The following is a 22,709-nucleotide window of genomic DNA, read 5'->3' on the forward strand; positions in this document are numbered from 1 at the left end:
TCGGTGCTCAGAACCTCTCCGGGAAGACGAGGGCGAGGATCAGGTAGCCCAGCAGGGCGACGGCCACGACCAGGCCGACGATGTTCTCGACGGTCACAGCTTGGTCACCCCCTTGGCGACGAGAGCCACCAACGCGAAGACCGCGATCGTGGTGACGACGAAGGCCACGTCGGCCATCGTGTGCTCCTAGAGAGGTTCGGATGAACGGACCTCTAGAGGAAACCTCCGTTACCGGCGGGTACAGGTTTCGTTGACGTCTCCCTTACGGCCATTAGCGCCCCCTTGACGGGATTCATACGCGAATGGCTCGGACCTGCGAAAACGCCGCTGGGCCGGAACCCGGTATACGGGTTCCGGCCCAGCGAAACGGCTTGTTCAGGCCGTTGTGAACACCTTCTTCGGCCGTTTTCACGGCCTTTCTCAGCGGACCTCGGTGATCTCCGGGCCGCGCTGCAGACGGTCCACGCCGCCCGCGAAGCGCGAGCCCTGCTCCTCCTGCTGCAGCCCCTCGGCGACCATCTGGGCGTCGTCGGGGAGCTTCAGCACGATCGGGTCGCGGGGCGCCATCGGGGACTCGCCGCGCACGACGACCGTGTCCCGGAAGATCTGCTCCAGCAGCCCGGCGGTCTGCGGCTGCACGGCCCCCTGGCCGGAGATCACACCGCGCAGGAACCAGCGCGGACCGTCACAGCCGACGAACCGCACCAGCTGCACGCCGTTGGTGCCGTCGGGCAGCGCCACCGGCACCTGGGCCCGCAGCTCCCAGCCGAGCGACCCCTCGACCTCCTCCACGGCACCGCCCTGCTGGGTGATGCCCTCGGCGATCTCGGCGCGCACCTCGCCCCAGATGCCCTCGCGCTTGGGCGCGGCGAACGCCTGCAGCTGGACGGCGCTGTCGCGCAGCACCACCGTGGCGGCGACGATCGCATCGCCGGCCACCTCGACCCGCAGCTCCATGCCCTCGACGCCGGGCACGAACAGCCCGCCCAGGTCCACCCGGCCCTCGGGGGGGTCGGACACCTCGGAGACGTCCCACGGCCCGTCGGGGCGCGGCTCCGGCTCCAGCCGGACCCGCCCGGCGTCCGCGGCGTCCGCGGTGGTCTCCCCGCTCTCGGCCAACTCCTCGGAGGTCACGCCGTCGACCTGGTCGACGGCGTCCTCGCTGCGCTTGCGGCGACGACCGAACACGTCACTGTCCTTCCCGGTCGGCTACGACCGAAGCGAATCCATTCCCCACGGCAGCGTGGCCACCGGTGGACCCGAAGCCCCCGTCGCCCCGCGCCGAGCCGGGAAGCTCCGCCACCTCGTGGAAGCGGACCTTCTCGACCTGCTGGACAACCAACTGGGCGACGCGGTCGAACCGTTCGAACCGCACGCTCTCGCGCGGGTCCAGATTGACCACAATCACCTTGATCTCTCCACGGTACCCGGCATCGATGGTCCCCGGGGCATTGACCATGGAGACCCCGCACCGGGCGGCCAGCCCCGAGCGGGGGTGCACGAAGGCCGCGTAGCCGTCGGGCAGCGCGATCGAGATGCCGGTGGGCAGCACCGCCCGCTCGCCGGGCGCCAGCACGGCGGCCTCGGTGGTGACCAGGTCGCACCCGGCGTCGCCGGGGTGCCCGTACGCGGGAACCGGCACCTCGGGGTCCACACGGCGGATCAGGACGTCGACGGGCTCGCGCATCAGGGGTTCACCTCAAGGGCTCGTGCAACCTTGACCTGGTCGGGGTCGGCCAGCACGGCCTGGATCTCGGTGGACCGGCCGTTCTCGATGAAGTGGTCGATCTTGACCTCGACGAACACCGCGTCCGCGCGCACCGCGACCGGGCCCTCGGGGCCGCCGATCCGGCCGGTGGCCGTGCAGAAGATCTTGCGGCCGTGCACCGCGAGCACCTCGGCGTCCAGGTGCAGCACGGTGTCCACGGGGACGGGCCGCAGGAAGTCGGTCTCCAGTCGCCCGGTCACCGCGATCACCCGCAGCATCCAGCCCAGCGCGCCCAGCGTCTCGTCCAGGGCGGTGGCCAGCACGCCGCCGTGCGCCAGGCCGGGAGCGCCCTGGTGGGCCTCCTTGACCCGGAACTCCGCCGTGACGCGCACGCCCTCACGGGCCCGCGTCTCCAGGTGCAGCCCGTGCGGCTGGCCGCCGCCGCAGCCGAAGCAGTGTTCGTAGTGCGACCCGATGATCTCTCCGGGCGCGGGGGCTTCGGGGTGCCGCACCGGAGGCCGGGCGCCGGCCGGCGGTGTCAGCGATGTCGTTCGTCCACTCACAGGGGCTGACCTTACCCGCGCCGACGGCACCCGGTCCCGCCCGTGCCAAGCTTGGACCCATGCAGCCTTACGAAGAACGCCTGACCGCACCCCGTTCCTGGTGGTTCATCGCGGTCCTCGTCGGGGTCGCGATGGCGCTGATCCTGCTGCCCCTGGGCTCGCTGCCGATGCTCGGCGGGCTCATCGGCGGTGCGGCCCTGGCCTCGGTGGCGGTCAGCTCGTACGGCTCCGTGCGGATCCGGGTGGTGGGGGGTGCGCTCGTCGCGGGCGAGGCGCGCATCCCGGCGGAGGCGCTGGGGGCGCCCGAGATCCTGGACGCGGAGGAGGCGCGGGCCTGGCGGACGTACAAGGCCGACACCCGGGCCTTCATGCTGCTGCGCGGCTACATCCCGACGGCGGTGAAGATCGACGTCACCGACCCGGCGGACCCCACCCCGTACGTGTACCTCTCCACCCGCTCCCCCGAGCGGCTGGCCGCGGCGCTCGAAGCCGTCAGGGCCGGTCGGTAGGGGCGTCCCAGGGGATCTGCCGGGCGCGCAGGTCCTTGCGCACCTTCTCGGCGAGGCGCCGGGTGTCCCGGCGGTTCATCACCGCGCCCACGGTCGCCCCGATCATGAAGGGGGTGACGTTGGGCAGGCTGCGGAACGTGCGCTTGAGGACGCGCTGGCGCAGCTCGCGGCGCATCTGGACGCCGAGCGCCGCATTGATCGTCAACGGGACCGTGACATCGATGCCCCGTTCGTCGGCCCAGGCGCCCAGATAGGCCATGGACCGCTGGACCGGGCTGCCGGGGGCCGGCAGGCCGTAGACCTCGTGCAGCTCGGCGATCAGCTTGAGCTCCACGGCGGCGACGCCGACGACCTCCGCCGCCAGCTCGGCCGGCAGGGCGGGCGGCACCGGGAGCATGGCCGCGGCGCCGACTCCGGCGCCGACGGTGGAGGTGCCGTGCGCGGCACCGGCCACCAGCTTGTCCGCGAGCTCCTCCGGGCCGAGGCCGGGGAACTGGGCGCGGAGGGTCGCGAGGTCGCGCACGGGGATGCGCGGGGCGGTCGCGATGATCCGGTCGGCGACGGCGGACAGGCCCGCCCGTGCCCCCCGGCCGCCCTTCCTGGCACCGCGGCCGACGGCTGCGGCGAGCGAGGCCGTGCGGCCCCGCCCGGCGTCCGCGTCGACCGGGCCGCCGGTCACCGCTGCGGGGACGATGTCACCCGTCGGCGAAGCGGCGCCCCCGGCGGCACCGGTGGTCTGGCCGGGCCTGCGGGAGCGCCGTTTCCGGAACGGGGTCGAGCCTGCCATGGCAGACCCTGCCTCAATCGCAGTCGCGGCAGATCGGCTGACCGTTCTTCTCGCGGGCCAGCTGGCTGCGGTGGTGCACCAGGAAGCAGCTCATGCAGGTGAATTCGTCGGCCTGCTTGGGCAGGACCCGGACGGCCAGCTCCTCGTTGGAGAGGTCCGCGCCGGGCAGCTCCATGCCCTCTGCAGCCTCGAAATCGTCCACGTCGACGGACGACGCCGACTTGTCGTTCCGCCGGGCCTTCAGCTCTTCAAGGCTGTCGGAATCGACGTCGTCATCGGTCTTGCGTGGGGTGTCGTAGTCCGTTGCCATGTCGCTCTCCCCCTCTGGGTGGTTGCGGTATCTCCAGCGCACGTAACGCATGAGAGGCCGGACTTGTGCCCGACCCGAGGCGGAGATTTTGCCTCACATCAAGGTCTGTTACTCAATCGACACCCAACCGCACACCTGAAGAGGTGATGGGGTGGGGTGGCGAAGGGGACCGTACACGGTCCCGGTACGGGGTGCTGCAACGCCATCCCGTGTACTTCCCGTGATCAAGGCTGCCGGAAACCCGCATTTTCCCGGCGTTCCGGCGGCCGATACGGTCACGGAGAGTAGATGGCCAGAACTGGCCGCATGTGATCGATCACACACGCCCACAGCGCCGGGCGGACCGGATGAATTCCGCCCAAAGCGAACCTGTTGGCGCCCTATTCTCCCAGAGAACTACAGCGGGAACACCACCCGCATCACGAGTCCGCCCCCCTCGCGGGGTTCCGCGGTGATCCGCCCGCCGTGCGCGCGGGCCACGGAGCGCACGATGGAGAGCCCCAGGCCGACGCCCTTGTCGCTGCCCGTGCGCTCGGTGCGCAGGCGGCGGAAGGGCTCGAAGATGTTGTCCACCTCGTAGGCCGGGACGACCGGGCCGGTGTTCTCCACCACCAGCACCGCCTGGCCCGGCCGGATCTGCGTGGTGACCTCCACCCAGCCGTCCGGGACGTTGTAGCGCACGGCGTTCTGCACCAGGTTCAGCGCGATCCGCTCCAGCAGCACGCCGTTGCCCTGGACGACCGCGGGCTGCCGGGTGCCCCGGAGCTCCACGCCGCGCTCCTGGGCCTCGCCCCGGGCCTGGTCCATGGCCTGGGAGGCCACCTCGGCCAGGTCGACGGGCTTGCGGTCGACGATCTCGTTGTCGCTGCGGGCGAGCAGCAGCAGGCCCTCCACGAGCTGCTCGCTGCGCTCGTTGGTGGCCAGCAGCGTCTTGCCGAGCTGCTGGAGCTCCGGGGACGCTCCGGGGTCGGAGAGGCTGACCTCCAGCAGCGTGCGGTTGATCGCGAGCGGGGTGCGCAGCTCGTGCGAGGCGTTGGCCACGAACCGTTGCTGCGCGGTGAAGGCCCGCTCCAGCCGGTCGAGCATCTCGTCGAAGGTGTCCGAGAGCTCCTTCAACTCGTCGTCCGGGCCGCCCAGTTCGATGCGCCGGGACAGGTCCGTGCCGGCCACCCTGCGGGCCGTTCTGGTGATCTTGCCCAGCGGCGAGAGCACCCGGCCGGCCATCGCGTAACCGAAGGCGAAGGCGATCACGGCGAGGCCGAGGAGCGCGAACAGCGAGCGCCGCCACAGGCCCTCCAGGGCCAGGCTGCGCTGGTGGGACATGCATGCGGTGAGGATGTTGTTGGCCTGGTCGGCGGTGAGCCCGGGGCTCTTGAGGTCCGGGCAGGTGTCGCCGGTGACCTGGACCTTGCTGCCCTCGATGAGCTTGATCAGCGGCTGGCTGCCGGTGCTCAGCGCGTTCGCGGCCAGCAGGTAGATGATCGTCAGCAGCAGCACGCCCGCCATCAGGAACATGCCGCCGTACAGCAGCGTGAGCCTTATGCGGATCGTCGGGCGCAGCCAGGGGAACGGCCGGACGACCGGCTGGCGCGGGTCCCAGGTCGGCTTCGGGGGCGCGGTGGGCGCCCCGGCCGGCGGGGCGGGGGTGGGGGGTGTCGTCGGCATCGCGGATCAGATCCGGTACCCGGAACCGGGCACGGTGACGATGACGGCGGGCTCGCCCAGCTTGCGGCGCAGGGTCATGACGGTGACGCGGACGACGTTGGTGAACGGGTCGGTGTTCTCGTCCCAGGCCTTCTCCAGCAGCTGCTCCGCGGAGACCACGGCACCCTCGCTGCGCATCAGCACCTCCAGCACCGCGAACTCCTTCGGGGCCAGCTGCACCTCCCGGCCGTCGCGGAAGACCTCGCGGCGGTTGGGGTCCAGCTTGATGCCAGCCCGCTCCAGGACGGGCGGCAGGGCGACGGTGGTGCGCCGGCCCAGGGCCCGGACCCGGGCCACCAGCTCGCTGAAGGCGAACGGCTTGGGCAGGTAGTCGTCGGCGCCGAGCTCCAGGCCCGCCACGCGGTCGCTGACGTCGCCCGAGGCGGTCAGCATCAGGACGCGGGTGGGCATGCCGAGCTCGACGACCTTGCGGCAGACGTCGTCGCCGTGGACGACCGGCAGGTCGCGGTCGAGCACGATGACGTCGTAGTCGTTGATCTCGATCCGCTCCAGTGCCGCGGCCCCGTCGTACACGACGTCGACGGCCATGGCCTCCCGGCGCAGTCCGGTGGCGACGGCATCGGCGAGCAGCTGCTCGTCCTCGACGACGAGTACGCGCACGGCGCTGGTCCTTCCTTCGAGACTCCTGTAGGTCCCTCCATCCTGCCCTGAACGTCGATAAACCGGCCGTAAGAGGCCCGGTTCCGGATTGCCCGGCGGTCACAGGTTTCCCGTCGGACGGGGGTGGGGAAGACGTCTGCACACCCGCGATCACGCTCCCCACGGGGTACGCGTGTACCCGGAAACCCCTCGGGCGTGATCGTTTCTGCCGTGGCACACCCCCGTGCCGCCGACCCACGACAAGGGGGCGCAGCACCATGGACGCGTTCACCGCTGGCATTCTGCAGCGCATAGAGAACACCCGGACCGACCTCGACCGAGCCCGCCGCAGCGGCGACGACTTTCTCGCCGACGTCGAGGAGGCCGAACTGGCCGACCTCCACCGCCTGGCGGCGGAACACGGCGTACGAGTCAGCGCCTGACCTGCTGTTCCGGGGCGCCCCCGGTACCGCCGTCCTGGCGGTACCGGGGGCGCCCCCTTTTTGCTGCGGGCCGACTGTGGTTGCTCGCGCAGTTCCCCGCGCCCCTTCGGGGCGCGATCACCGGGGGCCGTGCCCCGTCAGGGGCGCGGGGAACTGCGCGACCAGCCACGACGGACCCGCAGTCGACGCGCTGCGCTTCCTGCGGAGCACTCAGTCGTGCCAGGCCCCCAGCTCCTCCAGCCTCCCCTGCAGCAGCTCGAAGACCCCCGGCGCAGCCGCGACCGTCAGCTCCCCCGACTCCGGGGCCCCGGGCCGGCCGCCCGTCAGGGCACCGGCCTCCCGTGCGATGAGCGCCCCCGCCGCGAAGTCCCAGGGATTGAGCCCCCGCTCGTAGTACCCGTCCAGCCGGCCGCAGGCCACGTCGCACAGGTCGATCGCCGCCGATCCCCCGCGCCGGATGTCCCGCACCTCCGGCAGCAGCGTGTGCAGCACCCGCGCCTGCGCGGCCCGGCGCTCGGTGAGGTAGCCGAAGCCGGTGCCGATCAGCGCCTGGGCGAGCCCGCCCGCGGGCGCGGACCGCGCCTCCAGCCGCCGGTCCCCGGCGAAGGCGCCCTCACCGCGCACGGCGCGGTACGTCTCGCCCCGCATGGGCGCGGCCACGACTCCCACGACCGCCTCGCCGTCGATCTCGGCGGCGATGGAGACGGCCCAGGAGGGCAGCCCGTAGAGGTAGTTGACCGTGCCGTCGATCGGGTCGATCACCCAGCGCACCCCGCTGGTGCCCTCGGTGCTGGCGCCCTCCTCGCCCAGCAGCCCGTCGTGCGGGCGCCGCTCGGCCAGGAAGCCGGTGATGATCTTCTCGGCGGCGATGTCCATCTCGGTGACGACGTCGATGGGGCTGGTCTTGGTCGCGGCGACGCCCAGGTCGGCCGGGCGGCCGTCCTTGAGCAGGGCGCCGGCCCGGTCGGCGGCCTCCAGGGCCACGGCGAGCAGTTCGGCCGTCGATCCGGCTGCGTTCTCGGCGTTCTCGGCGTTCTCGGTCACGTGCGGGGTGCTCCTTACGCGTACGGGCTGTCGGCGCCGGCGGCGGCCGGGCGCGGGGCCCGGGCGGGGCAGCAGCCGACGGGACAGAGGTCGTGGGACGGGCCGAGGGCGCCCAGCGCGCACCGCTCCGGCCGCTCGCCGCGCTCGCTCGCGGCGCGCTCCAGCACCAGCTCGCGCACGGCGGCGGCGAACCGCGGGTCCGCTCCGACCGTGGCCGCCCGGGCCACCGGCAGGCCCAGCTCCTCCGCCTTGGCCATGGCTTCGGTGTCGAGGTCGTACTTGACCTCCATGTGGTCCGAGACGAAGCCGATGGGGACCATGACGACGGCCGGCGCGCCCGCGGCGTGCTCGGCCTCCAGGTGGTCGCAGATGTCGGGTTCCAGCCAGGGGATGTGCGGGGCGCCGCTGCGCGACTGGTACACCAGCTCCCACGGCCGGTCGGTGCCCGTGGCCTCGCGGACGGCGTCGGCGATCAGCCCCGCGACCTCCAGGTGCTGGGCGACGTAGGCCCCGCCGTCGCCGTGGGTCGCCGGCGGGCCGGAGGCGTCGGCCGCGGCGGTGGGGATGGAGTGCGTGGTGAAGGCCAGCCGGGCCCCCGCGCGCACGCCCTCGGGCAGTTCCGCCAGGGCGGCGAGCGTGGCGTCCACCATCGGCTGCACGAAGCCCGGGTGGTTGAAGTAGTGCCGCAGCTTGTCGATGCGCGGCAGCGGCAGGCCCTCGGCCTCCAGAGCGGCCAGTGCGTCCGCGAGGTTCTCCCGGTACTGGCGGCAGCCGGAGTAGGAGGCGTAGGCGCTCGTGGCGAGCGTGAGCACGCGGCGGTGCCCGTCGGCCACCAGCTCGCGCAGCGTGTCGGTCAGGTAGGGCGCCCAGTTGCGGTTGCCCCAGTAGACCGGCAGGTCCGTGCCGGCCGCGGCGAACTCCTTGCGCAGGGCGGCGAGGAGCTCCCGGTTCTGGTCGTTGATGGGGCTGACGCCGCCGAAGAGGAAGTAGTGCTGCCCGACCTCTTTGAGCCGCTCACGGGGGATGCCACGGCCGCGCGTCACGTTCTCCAGGAACGGGACGACGTCGTCCGGGCCCTCCGGTCCGCCGAAGGAGAGCAGCAACAGGGCGTCGTACGGGGCATGGGCTGGCTGATCCGGCATGGCTCCGATCCTGCCACCCGGCACCGACAGCCGGGAAATGCCGTGCGTCGTACGGACGTCCGGCCGTAAGCTGTATCGGCCACCTACGCGCCTTACGGCACCCTCGTCACGTCCCTCTCGTCCACGTCAGCGGAGCCGGTCTTGTCCAGTCCCTACAGCGCGATATTCGCCGCCCCCGGTGCCAAGGGGTTCTCCGCGGCAGGCCTGCTCGGCCGCATGCCGCTGTCGATGCTGGGCATCGGTGTCGTGACCATGATCTCCCAGCTCACCGGGCGGTACGGGCTGGCCGGCGCGGTCTCCGCGGCGCTGGCGCTGTCCGCCGCGCTCATCGGCCCGCAGGTCTCCCGGATGGTCGACCGGCACGGGCAGCGGCGCGTGCTGCGCCCGGCGACGCTGATCTCGCTGGCCGCGGTCGCCGGGCTGCTGGTGAGTGCTCAGCAGCGGTGGCCCGACTGGACGTTGTTCGTCTTCGCCGCGGGCGTCGGCTGCGTGCCGAGCGTGGGCTCGATGGTGCGGGCGCGCTGGGCGGCGATCTACGCCGGGTCCCCGCGCGAGCTGCACACCGCGTACTCGGCCGAGTCGGTCGTCGACGAGGTGGTCTTCATCCTCGGGCCCATCCTGTCGATCGGGCTGTCCACGGCCTGGTTCCCGGAGGCCGGGCCGCTGCTGGCCGCGTGCTTCCTGGGCATCGGGGTCTTCTGGCTGACCGCGCAGCGCGCCACCGAGCCCGTCCCGCACCCGCGCAGCGAGCACAGCAGCGGCTCCGCGCTGCGCGCGCCGGGACTCCAGGTGCTGGTGGTGGCCTTCGTGGCCACGGGTGCGCTCTTCGGTGCGATGGAGGTGGTGACCGTGGCCTTCGCCGACGAGCAGGGGCACAAGGCCGCGTCGAGCCTGGTCCTCGCCGTCTACGCGCTGGGCTCCTGCCTGGCCGGCGCGGTCTTCGGGCTGCTGCACCTCAAGGGCGATCCGGCACGTCGCTGGGTTCTGGGCGTGTGTGCGATGGCCGTGAGTATGATCCCCCTCCAACTGGTCGGGAACCTGCCGCTCCTGGCCGTGGCGCTCTTCGTCGCGGGCCTGTCCATCGCACCCACGATGGTGACCACGATGGCCCTCGTCGAGCAGCACGTACCGCGCGCGAAGCTGACCGAGGGCATGACCTGGACGAGCACCGGACTCGCGGTCGGCGTGGCGCTCGGGTCGTCGGCCGCCGGATGGGTGGTGGACGCCGCGGGCGCCCGCGCGGGGTACGCGGTGCCCGGCGCGGCGGGTGTGCTCGCGGCGGCGGTCGCGTTCCTCGGATACCGCCGGCTGCGGCCGGCGCCGGAGCGGGCGGAGGCATCCGTGCCGCTGGCAAGGGGAGGGTCCGACGCGTATGACGGGAAAGACCGGCACCACCGCACCGAGCAGAGCGACCGGAACGAGCAGCACCTGGCGTAACTGGGCGGGAAACGTCACCGCCCGGCCCCGGCGGACCGTGGCCCCCGCCTCGGCGGAGGAGGTGGCCGCGGCGGTCGCCTCGGCCGCCGCGGACGGGCTGCGGGTGAAGGCGGTCGGCAGCGGCCACTCCTTCACCACCGCGGCCGTCACCGACGGACTCCTCGTCCGCCCCGGCCGGTTGACCGGCGTCCGCGCCGTCGACCGCGCCGCAGGAACGGTGACGGTCGCCGCCGGCACCACGCTCAGGCGGCTCAACGAGACGCTGTCCACACACGGCCTGTCGCTGACGAACATGGGCGACATCATGGAGCAGACCGTCTCCGGCGCCGTCAGCACCGGCACCCACGGCACCGGCCGCGACTCGGCCGCCATCGCCGCTCAGATCCGGGCCCTGGAGCTGGTGACGGCGGACGGCTCCGTACTGACCTGCTCCGCGCAGGAGAACCCCGAGGTCTTCGCCGCGGCCCGGACCGGCCTCGGCGCGCTCGGCGTGATCACCGCGGTGACCTTCGCGGTGGAGCCGGAGTTCCTGCTCCGGGCGCAGGAGGAACCGATGCCGCTCGGCCGGGTCACGGCGGAGTTCGGACAACTGACCGACGAGAACGAGCACTTCGAGTTCTTCTGGTTCCCGCACACCGAGAACTGCATCACCAAGCGCAACAACCGCAGCGCGGGCCCCGCCGATCCGCTGGGTCGCATCGGTGCCTGGGTGGACGACGAGCTGCTCTCCAACGGGCTCTTCGCCGCCGTCTGCGCCCTGGGCCGGGCCGTCCCCGCCACGGTTCCGGGGCTGGCGCGGGTCAGCGGCAGCGCGCTGTCCGCCCGCAGCTACACGGACGTCCCCTACAAGGTCTTCACGAGTCCGCGCCGCGTCCGCTTTCTGGAGATGGAGTACGCGCTGCCGCGCGAGGCCGCGATGACGGCGCTGCACGAGCTGCGGGCCACGATCGAGCGGATGCGGCTGCGGGTCGGCTTCCCCGTCGAGGTGCGCACCGCGCCCGCCGACGACATCCCGCTGTCCACCGCCTCCGGCCGGGACACCGCCTACCTCGCCGTCCACCTGTACCGGGGCACCCCGCACCGGGCGTACTTCACGGCCGCCGAGCGGATCATGACGGCCCACGGCGGGCGCCCGCACTGGGGGAAGCTGCACACCCGGGACGCCGCCTACCTGGCGGAGGCCTATCCGCGCTTCGCGGAGTTCGCCGCGGTGCGGGACCGGCTGGACCCGCACCGCGTCTTCGGCAACGACTACCTGCGGCGCGTCCTGGGCGACTGAGCCCTACGAGACGGGGCCGGTGCCCGTGCCGGCCGCACCGGCCGCGGCGCCCTGCGCGGGGGGCGGGCTCGCCCCGCCCTGGCCGCCGGTGCCCTGGCCGCCGGTCGTGCCGCCGCTCTTGCCGTCGTCGCCCTTGCCGCCGCCCTGGGAGCCGCTGGGGCCGGGGGTCGGCTGCTGCGGCGAGGGCGAGGAGCCGCCGCCGGAGGACGGCGTGGGCGTCGGGCCCGGGCTCTGCTTGCCCGAACCGCCGCCCTGCGGGGAGGCGTCGGGGGACGGTGCCGTGCCGCCCTGGCCGCCGTCGCCCGAGTCGTCCTGCGGGTGGTGCGTCGGGGGCTTCGACGGGCCCGGGTCCTGCTTCTTCCCGTCCGAGCCCGGGTTGAAGATCCGGCCGACCGTCGTGCCGTCCTTGCTGCCGTCCGCGCTGGAGCCCGAGACCAGCTCGACGGTCGTCACCGTGCCCATCGCCAGCACGAAGATCGCACCGGCGGCGGGCAGCGTGCGCTTCCAGCCGCGCAGCCTGGTGCCGTGCGTTGTGCCGTCCGTGTATTCCCCGGAGTAGCGATCGGTGTACGCCGCGTCCTGCGCGCCGGGGCGCGCACCGGCGTGCGCCCCGGGCTGCGCCGGGCCGTCCTCCGGGTGTGCCGCCTGGGGCAGCAGTTGCGTACGGTCCGCGTCGACGGGGAGCGCCCGCGTCGCGTCGACCTGGCCGAGGAGCTGGGTGCGGTCGAGGTCGGGCCCGCCGCGCCCCACGGCCCGGCCGGCATCCCTGACGGGAACCTGGCGCAGCTTGGGCCTGGCCGCCTGGGTGGTCGCCTCCCGCACCTGCTCGCCCGTACGTCTGAACACGTGCTGGAAGACCGTTCCACCCGTGGTGGCGACCACGCTGACGACACCGGCGCCGATCACCGTGCCATACACGCCGAGCTTGCCCGCGAGCATGGCGGCGACGACCGCCGCAAGGGCACTACCGGCCACCTGCGCAACACTCAGGTCCAGCCGCTTGCCCTTGGCTTTTGCCTCAGTTTCGGCTTTGTCGTCCATCTCCCGCCTCTGTCGGTCCTTTCATGCCGTCTTGCAGCTAGAAGGGACATTCGAGAGTAACGAACAGTTCCGAATCGGGCGATTGTGTGAACCTCGCCACCTGCGACAACGTCCTACGGTTCGAGGGGCGCGCTCAACTCCCTTGCGGCACGTGAACTTCACTGGCGCGCCGATCCACGCCCAGTGGCCCGAATGGAGTACTGTGACGAGCCCTGGCCCCAATATCCCGTCCGGCTGCCCGGACGGACCCGACGGGAGGGGCCCGGGCGGCTCTCGCCCCGTCAACTCGGCAATGTTGTGGCAGGCTGTTACCCGGGCAGGCCACACTCGACTAGCGGAAGCAGCGACGCAGGTGACGTCGGCAGGCACCACCCGGGAGGTCCCCATGCCCGAACTGCGTGTCGTGGCAGTCTCCAACGACGGCACACGTCTGGTGCTCAAGGCTGCGGACAGCACGGAGTACACGCTTCCCATCGACGAGCGACTGCGCGCCGCCGTGCGGAACGACCGTGCACGGCTGGGCCAGATCGAGATCGAGGTGGAGAGCCACCTCCGGCCCCGCGACATCCAGGCCCGCATCCGGGCCGGCGCGTCGGCGGAGGAGGTCGCCCAGCACGCCGGCATCCCCGTGGAGCGGGTCCGGCGCTTCGAGGGCCCCGTGCTCGCCGAGCGCGCCTTCATGGCGGAGCGGGCCCGCAAGACGCCCGTCCGCCGCCCCGGCGAGAGCACCGGGCCGCAGCTGGGCGAGACGGTCGCCGAGCGGCTGATCGTGCGCGGCGCCGACAAGGACAGCGCACAGTGGGACTCCTGGCGGCGCGACGACGGCACCTGGGAGGTGCTCCTCGTCTACCGCGCCTCCGGCGAGCCGCGCGCGGCGAGCTGGACGTACGACCCGCCGCGCCGGATCGTTCAGGCGCTGGACGACGAGGCGCGGGCGCTCATCGGCGAGGCCGAGGACACCCCCGAGCCGAGCTTCCCGTTCGTGCCGCGCATCGCGCGGCTGCCGCGGGACCGGCCGCTGGACCGCGACCGCCAGCCGGCCTCCGCCGCCCCGGATTCCGGTGCGGGCTCCTCCTCGGAGGAGCCGCCGGAGAAGGAGCGGGACTCCCTGACGAGCCTGCTCGAAGCGGTGCCCAGCTTCCGGGGCGACATGATCGTGCCGGAGACCCCGTCCGCCGCGCCCGAGTCGCCAGCGGACGAGCCGGAGGCCGCGGAGCCGCCGGCCCCGGCGGCCAGTGCGGGGTCCGCCTATGCGGACGTGCTCATGCCGCGCTCCGTCGCCGGGCACCGGGAGCGGCTCGTCGGCACCACGGACCGCCAGGCCGAGGCGGACGGCGTCCGCCCCGGGCGCCGGGCGGCGGTGCCGAGCTGGGACGAGATCGTGTTCGGCACCCGGCGCAAGAAACCGGAGTGACCTCCGGTCGGGTCGCGCCCCGTAAGGGGCGCGGGGAACTGCGCGACAAGCCACGACGCACCCGCAGATGACATGTTGCCTCGGGGCTTCGCCCCGGACTCCGGGGCAGTGCGTCGACTGCGGGCCGTCGGTGGCTGGTCGCGCAGTTTCCCGCGCCCCTTACGGGGCGCGAAGATCCGAAACCCTCAGCCCCGCTCGGCCCCCGTGGAGACCGGCCGCCCCGCGGCCGACCACTCGCTCCAGGAGCCCACGTACAGCGCCGCCGGCACCCCGGCCACGGTCAGGGCCAGGAGCTCGTGGGCGGCCGAGACGCCCGAGCCGCAGTAGACGCCGACCTCGGCGTCCGGGCCGGCGCCCAGGGCGGCGAAGCGGGCAGCGAGTTCCGCCGCGGGGCGCAGGCGTCCGTCCGCGGCCACGTTCTCCGTCGTCGGGGCCGAGACCGCCCCGGGGATGTGCCCGGCGACCGGATCGACCGGCTCCACCTCGCCCCGGTACCGCTCCCCCGCCCGCGCGTCCAGCAGCACGCCCCGGCGCGCCAGCACCGCCGCGCCGTCCGCGTCGAGCACGGGCAGCGCTCCGGGCCGGGGCGCGAAGTCGCCCTCCGGCACCGCCGGGACCTCGGTGGTCAGCGCGCCGCCGGCCGCGGTCCACGCGGCGACGCCGCCGTCCAGGACGCGGACGTCCGGGTGCCCCGCCCAGCGCAACAGCCACCAGGCGCGCGCCGCGGCCCACCCCTGGCCGCCGTCGTACACGACCACCGGCCGGTCCGCGGAGACGCCGGCCCGGCGCATGGCCGCGCCGAACACCGCGAGGTCCGGGAGCGGGTGACGGCCCTGCGGCCCCGGAGGTCCCGCGAGCTCGGCGTCCAGGTCCACGAAGATCGCGCCGGGCAGGTGCCCGGCCTCGTACGCGGCCCGGCCCGTCGGCCCCGCCGGCGAGCCGCCCGCCTTCGCGAGGGTCATCTCCCAGCGGACGTCCAGGAGCGTCGGCGGCCGCTCCCCCGCCGCCTCGCCCGCCCATCGGCTTGCCGTGATGATCGCATCCATGGCCACCATCCTGGCGCAGACGGACCGGAGGTCTCTACGCCCCATGGCCCCCTGGCGGGACGGCACCTGACGGACAGATACTGGACGGCAATGCCGCGGAAACGGAAGCGAAACGCGATTTCGGGCATTCTCCTGCGCGAACCCGTGACATTCGGCGCGGCCGGGGAGCGCGCCGCGACGGGTGGTGCAAGCATCTGGTCGGGCACCGTCCCGTACCACCCCCGCGCGCCGCGGATCGCCGCGGTCGCGCTGCCGCCGCGAATGGCCGAGGAGAGAGTGACGATGACCGAGGTATGGGGATTCTCCGAGAGCCACGAGGAGGAGACGCGGCACGCACCGGGCACGCCGTGCTGGACCAGCCTCCTGGTGCACGACCTGGAGGCCACCAAGGACTTCTACAGCGGCCTGTTCGGCTGGGACTACTACAACCCGGGTCCGCGTCAACTGGGCCCGTACGTACGTGCCACGATCGACGGACGCGACGTGGCCGGCATCGGCGAGCTGCCGCCGGACCGTCAACTCCGCATCGCCTGGACCACCTATCTGGCGAGCGACGATGCGGACGCCGCCGCGGAGTGGATCCGCTGCTGCGGCGGCACGGTCGGCGTGGGCCCGCTGGCGGCGGACGACGCCGGGCGGCTGGTACTGGCGTCCGATCCGGCCGGTGCGCTCTTCGGCGTCTGGCAGGGCCAGGACCTGGTGGGCCAAGGCCCCGCGGGCACGCCGGGCGTCCCCGTCTGGCACGAACTGGTGACCCATCAGGGCACCAGCGTGGTCAAGTTCTACCAGTCCCTGTTCGGCTACGAGACCAAGGCCTCGGGGGGCCTGGAGTCCGACACGCTCACCCTGCACCTGGAGGGCCGCCCGGTCGCGGCGATCCGCAGTGCGGGCCCGGAGCTGCGGATGCCGCTGTGGATGACGTACTTCGAGGTGACGGACGTCGACGCCGCCGCCCGCCGGGTCGTGGAGCTGGGCGGACGGATCGACGAGGCCCCGCACCGGGGCCCCGCGGGGCACCAGGCCACGGTCGAGGACCTCGAGGGCGCGGTCTTCACCCTGCTGCAGTCCGGCCGCTGACCGTGCGGACCGTCAGGCGGACGGCCCGTCGGGGTCCACCGGCAGCACGTCGGGCGAGAGGGCGGCGGCATGGGCCGCGGCCGCCGTCATCCGGCGGCGGTGGTGGCGCCGGCACAGCACCTCGTAACCGACCTCGGCCTGCGGCTGGTTGACGTCGCCGACGACGACCTGCGCGCCCTCCACCACCATCTGCCCGCCGACCGTACGGGCGTTGTGGGTGGCCCGCGCCCCGCACCAGCACAGGGCCTCGACCTGGAGGACCTCGATCCGGTCGGCGAGTTCGACCAGGCGCCGGGAGCCGGGGAAGAGCCGGGTGCGGAAGTCGGTGGTGATCCCGAAGGCGAAGACGTCGAGGTCGAGGTCGTCGACGATCCTGGCCAGCTGGTCGATCTGCTCGGGGTCGAGGAACTGCGCCTCGTCGGCGATGACGTAGTCGGCCCGGCCGCCCGCGGACAGCTGTGCGACGACGTGCGCGTAGAAGTCGAACCCCTCGCCCGCCTCCACGGAGTCGGTGACGAGACCGAGCCGGGAGGACAGCTTCCCCTCGCCCGCGCGGTCGTTGCGGGTGAAGATCAGGCCCTGCAGGCCGCGGGCCGAGCGGTTGTGCTCGATCTGCAGAGCGAGGGTGCTCTTTCCGCAGTCCATGGTTCCGGAGAAGAACACCAGCTCGGGCATGGGAAGGCCGACTGCCTTTCGGTCGTGGGGACTTGCGTGGGGGTGCTGGGGGGGACGGTCCTGCGCGCCGTCAGGAGCGCACTTCGAGCAGCGGTACGAGCTGTTCGACGGGCGTCATCGAGCCGTGCAGCCCGACCATCGCGGACTCGTTGGGCTCGGTCTCCGTGGCGACCACCGCGACGTCGTCGCGCGCGGCGGCGACCACGTCGCCGATGCGGGCGTACACCCGGTCGTCGACGCCCGCGCCCGGCGGTCCGAACCACCCGGCCTCGATGGCCTCGTCGCGCCCGGCGACCCACATCTGCTCGCCGAGGACCTCGCGCCACACGGCCAGTACGTCCGCGGCCGCGCCGGGCACCGCGTAGACGTGCCGGGCCCGGGCCTCGCCGCCCAGCAGGGCGACGCCGGCGCGCAGCTCCCAGTCCTCGTCGTAGTCGATGCGCGACTCGGGGTCGAACGGGATGTCGATCATGCCGTGGTCGGCGGTGACGTAGAGCGCCGAGCGGGGCGGCAGCTGTTCGGCCAGCCGCCGGGCGAGCAGGTCGACGTACATCAGCTGGCCGCGCCACTCGTCGGAGTCGACGCCGAAGCGGTGCCCCTTGCCGTCGACCTCGCTGTAGTAGGTGTAGACGAGCGCACGGTCGGCGGCGGCCAGCCGGTCGGCGGCGAGGTCCATCCGCTCCTCGCCGGAGAGGCGGCCGTGGAAGGTGCCCCCGCTCAGCGCGATCTTCGTCAGCGGGGTGTGCTGGAAGTCCGGTGCGGAGACCTGGCAGGTGGCGACCCCGGCCGCGTCGGCGAGCTGGAAGACCGTGGGGTAGGGCTGCCAGACGTGCGGGTCGGTCCAGGGCCGCCAGCGCAGCTGGTTCATCAGCTGCCCGGTGCCCGGGTCGGCGACGGTGTACCCCGCCAGGCCGTGGGCGCCGGGCGGCAGGCCCGTGCCCACCGAGGCGAGCGAGGTGGCCGTGGTGGACGGGAAGCCGGCGGTCATCGGCGTGCCGGTGCCGTTCATCGAACTCGCCATCAGCGAGTGCAGGAACGGCGCCTCGGCCGGGTGCGCGCGCAGCAGCTCCCAGCCCAGGCCGTCGATCAGGAAGACGCAGACCCGGTCGGCGGGCGCCAGCTCCAGGCCCGTCGTGAGCCCGGGCACGCCCATGCCGGAGGCGACGGCCGGCAGCAGGTCCGCGAGCGCGCCCGTGCCGTAGCGCGGCAGCGGGGCGGTGCGGGGGTCGAGCGGGACCGGCTCGTGCCAGCCGGAGCCCGTGGTGGTCGGCTGATGCATCAGCGGGCGGTCACCACGGTCGCCTCGGACAGGGCCTGGGCGAAGGTGAGCGTCTGGCGGACGCTGTCCGGGCCGTCGCCCGCCTCGCTGACCCGCAGGCTCAGGTCGTCGGCGGTGGACGAGCCGGTGTAGCCGTGGTCGGCGTCGCAGTTGGGGTCGCCGCAGGCGGCGGGCTCCAGGTCGATCCGGGAGACCGCGCCCCAGCCGATGGTCAGGACGACCTCGCGGGGCAGCATGCCCGGGGTGTAGGACTCGGGGTTGGCGACGACGCGGCTGACCACGACCGAGGAGATCCGGTCGAGCTTGACGGACTCCGTGGACGTGGTGGCGTACGGCGAGGGGGAGGTGTTGTCGGCGGCCTGCTCGTCGGTGTGGCTGACGATGAAGCGGGTGCCCGTGAGGACCAGGACCGTCACATGGCGGCGGACCTCGTTGGAATCGAAGGTCGTCTCCTGGTGGACCAGGTACGACACGACCGGCTCCCCGCCCACGGCGGCCTCCACCGCCTCGGCCACGAGGGCCGGGTAGTAGCCGCTGCGCTCAATGGCTGCGCGCAGCCCCTGGGTCGTCGTACCGGTCTTCGCCATACGCCCATCCTACGGGGCGTACGGGGCCCGGCCGCCGGGCCCTTGCCGTCGACGGGCGTCAGTAGTGCGGCAGACTGCGCGGGCCCAGGTCCGTCCGGGCGGGGGGCCGGGCGAGCCGGAGGGAGGCGCCGAGAACGTGCACCCCGCGCGGCGCGACGATCACGGGCTCCAGGTCCGCGCCGACGACCTCGGGGTGGTCGTCGACCAGGCGCGAGACGCGCAGCAGCAGCTCCTCCAGGGCCGCGGTGTCCACCGGGGCGGCGCCGCGCCAGCCGAAGAGCAGCGGGGCGGTGCGGATGGAGCGGACGATCTCGGCGGCGTCCCGGTCGGTGGCGGGGATCAGCCGGTGGGCGGTGTCCCCGAGCAGCAGGGACGGCGCTCCGGCCAGGCCGAAGGAGAGCACGGCACCGGCGGCGGGGTCGATGGCGGCCCGGACCACGGTGTCGACGCCACGCTGCGCCATCGCCTGCACGACCAGCCGGGACTCCTCGCCCGGGCCGAACAGCCCGGTCAACTCGCCGTAGGCGCGGCGCAGTTCCGCTTCGCTGCCCAGGCCGAGGCGGACGCCGCCGAGGTCGGCGCGGTGCCGCAGGTGCGGGGCGGTCGGCTTGAGGACGACGGGGAAGCCGAGGCGCTGCGCAGCGCGGACCGCGGCCTCCGGGTCCGGCGCGGGCACGGCGGGCAGCACGGCGATGCCGTAGCGCGCCAGGAGGCGCTGGGTGTCGGCGGCGGACAGGGTGACGGCCCGCTCCGCGCGGGCCCCGTGGGCCGCGAGCAGCACCTCGATGTCGGCGGCGGCCCCCGCCTCGTCGACGTCCTCGAACTCCGGCACCCGCCCCGGCTCGGCGGCCTGCCGCCGCCACCACGCGTACCGCACCGCCTCCGCGAGGGCCCGGACGGCACGCTCGGCGGCGGGATAGGCCGGTATCCGTGCGGACCGGTCCGCACGGAGGGCCTGCGCGGGGTCGGCGGCGCAGGGGGCGGACCGGTCGCTGCCGGGGGAATGCGGCGCACCACCGCCGGACGCCGCCCGCCCGGTCGGCGCTCCGCCCTCCTCGCCCCGCCCCGGTGCCCCGGCCGATGCGCCGGACTCCGGGCGCCCCGACGCAGCAGGCACGGCGCCACCCGGCGCGTCGGACCGGCCCGACCCGGGCGGCACGGCCCCGGCCGATGCGCCGGGCTCCGGCCGCCTCGCCCCGGGCGCGGCCTCGGGCGACGCCCCCGGCATCGGCCGTCCCGGCGCCGCAGGCACAACTCCGGCCTGTGCGCCGGGAGACGGAACAGCCGCCCACGCGGCACCCGATGACTGCGGTACTTCCCGCCTTGGCGCCCCCGGCTCCGCCGCAAGGCGAGCCGCGGCATCCCGCGTCTGCGGCGCGTGCCTGCCCGGCGGGGCCGGCTCGGCCGCAGGCCCGCCCCCCACACCCGACTCACCCTCCTCCGTCGACAATCCACGGCCCGTCGACGCCGGCTCTGCCGCAAGGCGGTCCGACGCAGCCGGTGCGACGTCTTCCGGCCTCGGGCCACGCCCCTGCTCCGCTGCAGGGCGAGCCGGGGCACCCGGCACACCCCCCTCCGGCCTCGGGCCGCACCCCGGCGCTCCCGGCTCCGCCGCAAGGCGGTCCGGCGGAGCCGCCAGCGCCTCGGCCAGGCCCGGGATCTCCAGGTGGACGACCGCCACCGGCTTCGCGGCCGGGGCCGCGGTCGCCGCCTCGCGGACGGCGGACGCCAGGTCCTCGGCGGAGGTGTCGCCGACCCAGGGGATGGCGGTGACGACGATCGCGTCGCAGGACGGGTCCTCCAGGGCCTCGGCCAGGGCCGTGCGGAAGTCCTCCGGTGTGGCGGCGGTGGTCAGGTCGTGCGGGGGCAGCGGCCGCAGGCCCTCGGTGAGGCAGGAGTCGTACGTGAGGAGCGCGAGGGACTCGGAGTTGCCCAGGATGGCCACGCGCGGGCCCTCGGGGAGGGGCTGGGAGGCGAGCAGCAGCCCGGCGTCGGCCAGCTCCGTGACGGTGTCGACGCGGATGACGCCCGCCTGCCGCAGCAGGTCGGAGACGGTGGCGTCGGGGATGCGGGTGGTGGGCACCGTGTGCCCGGCGGGGGCAGCGGCGCCGTGCCGGGCGCCCTTGACGACGACGACCGGCTTGCGGGCGGCGGTGCGCCGGGCCAGGCGGGTGAACTTGCGGGGGTTGCCGATGGATTCCAGGTACATCAGGACGACGTCCGTCTCCGGGTCGTCGTGCCAGTACTGGAGGAAGTCGTTGCCGGAGACGTCCGCGCGGTTGCCGGCGGAGACGAAGGTGGAGATGCCGACCAGACCGGCGGCGCGCCGGTGCAGCCCGCCCAGCAGGGCGATGCCGATGGCGCCGGACTGGCTGAAGAGCCCCAGCCGCCCGGCGGCGGGGAGTTCGGGCGAGAGGGAGGCGTTGAGCCGGACGCCCCCGGCGGTGTTGATCAGGCCGAGGGCGTTGGGCCCGACGATCCGCATCCCGTACGAGCGGGCCTGCCGGACGAGCTCGCGCTGGCGCTCGCGGCCCTCGGGGCCGCTCTCGGCGTACCCGGCGGAGAGGACGACGAGGCCCTGCACCCCGTGCTCCCCGCAGTCGGCCACGACGGACGGCACCTGCTCCGCGGGCACGGCCACGACCGCCAGGTCGACCGGCTCCGCGATGCCGCGCACCGACCGGTGGGCGGGGACGCCCTCGGGCTCCAGCCTCGAAAGCCCTTCCGGGAAGGCGTGGTTGACCGCGTGGGTGCGCCCGGTGAAGCCGCCCGCGAGCAGGTTGCGCAGGACGGTGCGGCCCATGCCGCCGGGCTCGCGGCCGGTGCCGACGACGGCGACGGAGCCGGGCGCGAGGAGGCGCTGGACGGAGCGGGCCTCGGCGCGCTGCTCGCGGGCGCGCTGGACGGCCAGGGAGCGGTCAGTGGGCTCCAGGTCGAGCTCGAGGCGCACGACGCCGTCCTCGAAGCTGCGCTTCTGGGTGTAGCCCGCGTCCGTGAAGACCTTGATCATCTTCGTGTTGGCCGGCAGCACCTCGGCCGTGAAGCGCCGGATGCCGCGCTCGCGCGCGACGGCCGCGATGTGCTCCAGGAGGGCGGAGGCGACGCCGCGGCCCTGGTGGGCGTCCTGCACGAGGAAGGCGACCTCGGCCTCGTCGGTGGCGCCCGACGCGGGCACGCGGTCGTAGCGCACGGTGGCGATGAAGTCGCCGTGGACGGTGGCGGCGAGGCCGACCCGGTTCACGTAGTCGTGGTGGGTGAAGCGGTGCACGTCCCGGTCGGAGAGCCGGGGGTAGGGGGCGAAGAAGCGGTAGTACTTGGACTCGTCCGAGACCTGTTCGTAGAAGCTGACCAGGCGCTGCGCATCGTCGGCGGTGATGGGACGGATCTGCGCGGTGCCGCCGTCGCGCAGCACGACATCGGCTTCCCAGTGCGTCGGGTACGCGTGCTCGGACGGCGTCTGCATGGGGCCAGAGTACGGCGAGGCCCTGACAGTACGGCCAACGCGACCAGCGCGACCGTGCGACCGAGCACCGCACGGCGCGTGCGACACTGGTCTAGACAACCGCTCACGACTCGAAGGGCAACACCATGGTTGAGCGCCGCGTAAACGTCGGCTGGGCCGAGGGCCTGCACGCCCGCCCGGCGTCGATCTTCGTCCGTGCGGCGACCGCCGCCGGCGTCCCCGTGACCGTCGCCAAGGCGGACGGCAGCCCCGTCAACGCCGCCTCGATGCTGGCCGTGCTGGGCCTGGGCGCCCAGGGTGGCGAGGAGCTCGTCCTGTCCTCCGAGGCGGACGGTGCCGAGGCCGCGCTCGACCGTCTGGCCAAGCTGGTCGCCGAGGGTCTCGAGGAGCTCCCCGAGACCGTCTGATCCACCGGTTTCCCTGCAGTGGGGCCGCGGCCGCCGACCGAGGCGGCCGCGGCCCCACTGTCGCCTAGGGTCTGCGCCCCAAAGGGGCGCGGGGAACTGCGCGATCAGCCACGACGCACCCGCAGTCGAGGTTCTCGGGGCTTCGCCCCGGACCCCTGGGGTGGCGCATCGGCTGCAGGCCGGTGGGGGCTGGT

The 22,709-nt window shown here is 73.8% G+C and carries 23 protein-coding genes; 7 read left to right on the forward strand and 16 right to left on the reverse strand.

The annotated features are described in order from the left end of the window. Positions 1-7: 7 nt before the first annotated feature. The 4 genes from kdpF to ACMATS_RS10450 all read right to left on the reverse strand — a co-directional run bounded on the left by kdpF (position 8) and on the right by ACMATS_RS10450 (position 2,271). Positions 8-97, reverse strand: coding sequence for a K(+)-transporting ATPase subunit F (gene kdpF, locus ACMATS_RS10435; protein WP_116214304.1), 90 nt, complete (start codon positions 95-97; stop codon positions 8-10). A gap of 323 nt (positions 98-420) precedes the next feature. Then, entirely contained in the window at positions 421-1,188 is a 768-nt protein-coding gene (locus tag ACMATS_RS10440) for a DUF3710 domain-containing protein (protein ID WP_414167774.1), read from the reverse strand. Between the two features lies 1 nt (position 1,189). Beyond that, on the reverse strand, positions 1,190-1,690 hold the full coding sequence (gene dut / locus ACMATS_RS10445; protein WP_390778460.1) for a dUTP diphosphatase: 501 nt from the start codon (positions 1,688-1,690) through the stop codon (positions 1,190-1,192). Next, a complete protein-coding gene (locus tag ACMATS_RS10450) occupies positions 1,687-2,271 on the reverse strand; it encodes a PaaI family thioesterase (RefSeq protein ID WP_390778362.1) in 585 nt (194 codons plus the stop codon). The genes dut and ACMATS_RS10450 overlap by 4 nt, the downstream gene beginning before the upstream one ends. 59 nt (positions 2,272-2,330) lie before the next feature. Here ACMATS_RS10450 and ACMATS_RS10455 point away from each other — a divergent pair, with 59 nt between their 5' ends. Next, positions 2,331-2,780, forward strand: a complete 450-nt coding sequence (locus ACMATS_RS10455; protein WP_414167775.1) for a DUF3093 domain-containing protein — start codon at positions 2,331-2,333, stop codon at positions 2,778-2,780. Here ACMATS_RS10455 and ACMATS_RS10460 read toward each other — a convergent pair. From ACMATS_RS10460 to ACMATS_RS10475, 4 genes are all read right to left on the reverse strand, one after another. After that, positions 2,764-3,567 carry a hypothetical protein gene (locus tag ACMATS_RS10460; protein ID WP_390778364.1) on the reverse strand — a complete coding sequence of 268 codons (804 nt, stop codon included), beginning with the start codon at positions 3,565-3,567 and terminating at the stop codon, positions 2,764-2,766. The two genes, ACMATS_RS10455 and ACMATS_RS10460, sit on opposite strands and share 17 nt — an antisense overlap. Before the next feature lie 13 nt (positions 3,568-3,580). After that, positions 3,581-3,877: a DUF4193 domain-containing protein gene (locus ACMATS_RS10465; protein WP_109284094.1), complete on the reverse strand. Its 297-nt coding sequence runs from the start codon at positions 3,875-3,877 to the stop codon at positions 3,581-3,583. Between the two features lie 396 nt (positions 3,878-4,273). Then, positions 4,274-5,542: a sensor histidine kinase gene (locus tag ACMATS_RS10470; RefSeq protein ID WP_414167776.1), complete on the reverse strand. Its 1,269-nt coding sequence runs from the start codon at positions 5,540-5,542 to the stop codon at positions 4,274-4,276. 6 nt (positions 5,543-5,548) lie between these two features. Next, entirely contained in the window at positions 5,549-6,202 is a 654-nt protein-coding gene (locus tag ACMATS_RS10475; RefSeq protein WP_171083092.1) for a response regulator transcription factor, read from the reverse strand. Between the two features lie 257 nt (positions 6,203-6,459). Between ACMATS_RS10475 and ACMATS_RS10480 the strand changes: the two genes are divergently transcribed. Continuing rightward, positions 6,460-6,624: a hypothetical protein gene (locus ACMATS_RS10480; RefSeq protein ID WP_171083094.1), complete on the forward strand. Its 165-nt coding sequence runs from the start codon at positions 6,460-6,462 to the stop codon at positions 6,622-6,624. A gap of 210 nt (positions 6,625-6,834) precedes the next feature. Here the strand turns inward: ACMATS_RS10480 and ACMATS_RS10485 are convergent, their stop codons facing one another. Then, positions 6,835-7,668, reverse strand: coding sequence for an inositol monophosphatase family protein (locus tag ACMATS_RS10485; RefSeq protein WP_414167777.1), 834 nt, complete (start codon positions 7,666-7,668; stop codon positions 6,835-6,837). A gap of 14 nt (positions 7,669-7,682) precedes the next feature. Next, on the reverse strand, positions 7,683-8,810 hold the full coding sequence (locus ACMATS_RS10490) for a ferrochelatase (RefSeq protein ID WP_390778366.1): 1,128 nt from the start codon (positions 8,808-8,810) through the stop codon (positions 7,683-7,685). A 141-nt stretch (positions 8,811-8,951) separates the two neighbouring features. On the opposite strand from ACMATS_RS10490, the gene ACMATS_RS10495 reads away from it, so the two are divergent. Both ACMATS_RS10495 and ACMATS_RS10500 read left to right on the forward strand, forming a co-directional pair. Then, positions 8,952-10,247: an MFS transporter gene (locus ACMATS_RS10495; RefSeq protein WP_390778367.1), complete on the forward strand. Its 1,296-nt coding sequence runs from the start codon at positions 8,952-8,954 to the stop codon at positions 10,245-10,247. Continuing rightward, positions 10,183-11,526 (forward strand): D-arabinono-1,4-lactone oxidase, encoded by a 1,344-nt coding sequence (locus tag ACMATS_RS10500; RefSeq protein ID WP_391150667.1) that lies wholly within the window; start codon positions 10,183-10,185, stop codon positions 11,524-11,526. The genes ACMATS_RS10495 and ACMATS_RS10500 overlap by 65 nt, the downstream gene beginning before the upstream one ends. Before the next feature lie 3 nt (positions 11,527-11,529). Here ACMATS_RS10500 and ACMATS_RS10505 read toward each other — a convergent pair whose 3' ends face one another. Further along, positions 11,530-12,567: a hypothetical protein gene (locus ACMATS_RS10505; RefSeq protein WP_414167778.1), complete on the reverse strand. Its 1,038-nt coding sequence runs from the start codon at positions 12,565-12,567 to the stop codon at positions 11,530-11,532. Between the two features lie 385 nt (positions 12,568-12,952). On the opposite strand from ACMATS_RS10505, the gene sepH reads away from it, so the two are divergent. After that, positions 12,953-13,981 carry a septation protein SepH gene (sepH, locus tag ACMATS_RS10510; RefSeq protein WP_390778370.1) on the forward strand — a complete coding sequence of 343 codons (1,029 nt, stop codon included), beginning with the start codon at positions 12,953-12,955 and terminating at the stop codon, positions 13,979-13,981. 185 nt (positions 13,982-14,166) lie between these two features. Here sepH and ACMATS_RS10515 read toward each other — a convergent pair whose 3' ends face one another. Next, positions 14,167-15,027 carry a sulfurtransferase gene (locus ACMATS_RS10515; protein WP_414167779.1) on the reverse strand — a complete coding sequence of 287 codons (861 nt, stop codon included), beginning with the start codon at positions 15,025-15,027 and terminating at the stop codon, positions 14,167-14,169. 282 nt (positions 15,028-15,309) lie between these two features. On the opposite strand from ACMATS_RS10515, the gene ACMATS_RS10520 reads away from it, so the two are divergent. Continuing rightward, complete coding sequence (locus ACMATS_RS10520) at positions 15,310-16,104, forward strand: VOC family protein (protein WP_390778372.1); 795 nt, start codon at positions 15,310-15,312, stop codon at positions 16,102-16,104. Positions 16,105-16,116: 12 nt separating this feature from the next. Here ACMATS_RS10520 and ACMATS_RS10525 read toward each other — a convergent pair whose 3' ends face one another. From ACMATS_RS10525 to ACMATS_RS10540, 4 genes are all read right to left on the reverse strand, one after another. Further along, positions 16,117-16,779, reverse strand: coding sequence for a thymidine kinase (locus tag ACMATS_RS10525; RefSeq protein ID WP_414167780.1), 663 nt, complete (start codon positions 16,777-16,779; stop codon positions 16,117-16,119). A 70-nt stretch (positions 16,780-16,849) separates the two neighbouring features. Further along, entirely contained in the window at positions 16,850-18,058 is a 1,209-nt protein-coding gene (locus ACMATS_RS10530) for an alkaline phosphatase family protein (RefSeq protein WP_390778374.1), read from the reverse strand. Further along, on the reverse strand, positions 18,058-18,645 hold the full coding sequence (locus ACMATS_RS10535; protein ID WP_336412752.1) for a DUF5998 family protein: 588 nt from the start codon (positions 18,643-18,645) through the stop codon (positions 18,058-18,060). The genes ACMATS_RS10530 and ACMATS_RS10535 overlap by 1 nt, the downstream gene beginning before the upstream one ends. 58 nt (positions 18,646-18,703) lie before the next feature. Continuing rightward, complete coding sequence (locus ACMATS_RS10540) at positions 18,704-22,108, reverse strand: GNAT family N-acetyltransferase (RefSeq protein ID WP_414167781.1); 3,405 nt, start codon at positions 22,106-22,108, stop codon at positions 18,704-18,706. Positions 22,109-22,233: 125 nt separating this feature from the next. Between ACMATS_RS10540 and ACMATS_RS10545 the strand changes: the two genes are divergently transcribed. Next, on the forward strand, positions 22,234-22,515 hold the full coding sequence (locus ACMATS_RS10545) for an HPr family phosphocarrier protein (RefSeq protein WP_336412754.1): 282 nt from the start codon (positions 22,234-22,236) through the stop codon (positions 22,513-22,515). Positions 22,516-22,709 lie beyond the last annotated feature (194 nt).

The organism is Streptoverticillium reticulum, from assembly GCF_047456005.1.
In the GTDB taxonomy this organism is placed as follows: domain Bacteria; phylum Actinomycetota; class Actinomycetes; order Streptomycetales; family Streptomycetaceae; genus Streptomyces; species Streptomyces reticulum.

What these genes read in the sequence shown, in the direction of transcription:
- ACMATS_RS10455 (WP_414167775.1), top strand. Translation starts at nt 2,331, where the DNA reads ATGCAGCCTTACGAAGAACGCCTGACCGCACCCCGTTCCTGGTGGTTC.
- ACMATS_RS10460 (WP_390778364.1), bottom strand. Translation starts at nt 3,567, where the DNA reads ATGGCAGGCTCGACCCCGTTCCGGAAACGGCGCTCCCGCAGGCCCGGC.
- ACMATS_RS10465 (WP_109284094.1), bottom strand. Translation starts at nt 3,877, where the DNA reads ATGGCAACGGACTACGACACCCCACGCAAGACCGATGACGACGTCGAT.
- ACMATS_RS10470 (WP_414167776.1), bottom strand. Translation starts at nt 5,542, where the DNA reads ATGCCGACGACACCCCCCACCCCCGCCCCGCCGGCCGGGGCGCCCACC.
- ACMATS_RS10480 (WP_171083094.1), top strand. Translation starts at nt 6,460, where the DNA reads ATGGACGCGTTCACCGCTGGCATTCTGCAGCGCATAGAGAACACCCGG.
- ACMATS_RS10490 (WP_390778366.1), bottom strand. Translation starts at nt 8,810, where the DNA reads ATGCCGGATCAGCCAGCCCATGCCCCGTACGACGCCCTGTTGCTGCTC.
- ACMATS_RS10500 (WP_391150667.1), top strand. Translation starts at nt 10,183, where the DNA reads ATGACGGGAAAGACCGGCACCACCGCACCGAGCAGAGCGACCGGAACG.
- ACMATS_RS10505 (WP_414167778.1), bottom strand. Translation starts at nt 12,567, where the DNA reads ATGGACGACAAAGCCGAAACTGAGGCAAAAGCCAAGGGCAAGCGGCTG.
- sepH (WP_390778370.1), top strand. Translation starts at nt 12,953, where the DNA reads ATGCCCGAACTGCGTGTCGTGGCAGTCTCCAACGACGGCACACGTCTG.
- ACMATS_RS10515 (WP_414167779.1), bottom strand. Translation starts at nt 15,027, where the DNA reads ATGGATGCGATCATCACGGCAAGCCGATGGGCGGGCGAGGCGGCGGGG.
- ACMATS_RS10520 (WP_390778372.1), top strand. Translation starts at nt 15,310, where the DNA reads ATGACCGAGGTATGGGGATTCTCCGAGAGCCACGAGGAGGAGACGCGG.
- ACMATS_RS10525 (WP_414167780.1), bottom strand. Translation starts at nt 16,779, where the DNA reads ATGCCCGAGCTGGTGTTCTTCTCCGGAACCATGGACTGCGGAAAGAGC.
- ACMATS_RS10530 (WP_390778374.1), bottom strand. Translation starts at nt 18,058, where the DNA reads ATGCATCAGCCGACCACCACGGGCTCCGGCTGGCACGAGCCGGTCCCG.
- ACMATS_RS10535 (WP_336412752.1), bottom strand. Translation starts at nt 18,645, where the DNA reads ATGGCGAAGACCGGTACGACGACCCAGGGGCTGCGCGCAGCCATTGAG.
- ACMATS_RS10540 (WP_414167781.1), bottom strand. Translation starts at nt 22,108, where the DNA reads ATGCAGACGCCGTCCGAGCACGCGTACCCGACGCACTGGGAAGCCGAT.
- ACMATS_RS10545 (WP_336412754.1), top strand. Translation starts at nt 22,234, where the DNA reads ATGGTTGAGCGCCGCGTAAACGTCGGCTGGGCCGAGGGCCTGCACGCC.